Annotated in this window: 1 protein-coding gene; it reads right to left on the bottom strand. The window is 45.6% G+C overall.

The window, feature by feature from the left end; genetic code table 11:
• Positions 1-3: 3 nt before the first annotated feature.
• Positions 4-1,187: elongation factor Tu (tuf, locus tag ACWU4D_RS19575; protein WP_456053123.1), on the bottom strand; the 1,184-nt coding region annotated here is incomplete at its 5' end.

Genomic DNA, 1,187 nt, shown 5'->3' with positions numbered 1-1,187 from the left:
TTATTAAGCAATAACTTTAGCTACAACACCAGCACCTACTGTACGGCCACCTTCACGAATCGCGAAACGTAGACCTTCATCCATTGCGATTGGAGCGATTAGCTCTACAACCATTTGGATGTTATCACCAGGCATTACCATTTCTACACCTTCTGGTAGAGAAATGTCACCAGTTACGTCAGTTGTACGGAAGTAGAACTGTGGACGGTAACCTTTGAAGAATGGAGTATGACGCCCACCTTCATCTTTAGACAGAACATAAACTTCTGACTCAAACTTAGTGTGTGGAGTGATTGAACCAGGCGCTGCCAATACTTGACCACGCTCTACATCTTCACGCTTAGTACCACGTAGAAGGGCACCAACGTTCTCTCCCGCACGACCTTCGTCAAGAAGCTTACGGAACATCTCAACACCAGTACAAGTCGTTGTTACTGTCTCTTTGATACCAACGATTGCAACTTCGTTACCTACGTTCAAAATACCACGCTCGATACGGCCTGTTACTACAGTACCACGACCTTGAATTGAGAATACATCTTCAATTGGCATTAGGAATGGCTGGTCAATTGCACGCTCTGGCTCTGGGATGTAGTTGTCTAGCGCTTCTGCTAGTTCAATGATCTTCGCTTCCCATTGCTCTTCACCGTTCAATGCACCTAGTGCTGAACCTTGAATTACTGGTAAGTCATCACCTGGGAAATCGTACTCAGACAATAGCTCACGTACTTCCATTTCTACTAGCTCTAGAAGCTCTTCATCGTCAACCATGTCACATTTGTTCATGAATACGATGATGTATGGAATACCAACCTGACGACCAAGTAGGATGTGCTCACGTGTTTGTGGCATTGGACCATCTGTTGAAGCAACTACTAGGATACCGCCATCCATTTGCGCAGCACCTGTGATCATGTTTTTAACATAATCCGCGTGTCCTGGGCAGTCTACGTGCGCGTAGTGACGAGTTGGAGTATCGTACTCTACGTGTGAAGTATTGATTGTAATACCACGTTCGCGCTCTTCTGGAGCGTTATCGATTGATGCGAAATCTTTTGCTGCACCGCCGTACGCTTTTGCAAGAGTCGTACAGATTGCTGCTGTTAGAGTTGTTTTACCGTGGTCAACGTGGCCGATAGTACCAACGTTTACGTGCGGTTTCGTACGTTCAAATTTTTCTTTAGACA

Source organism: Vibrio phycocola (assembly GCF_053850235.1).
This window is presented reverse-complemented; position numbering and strand designations above follow the sequence as displayed.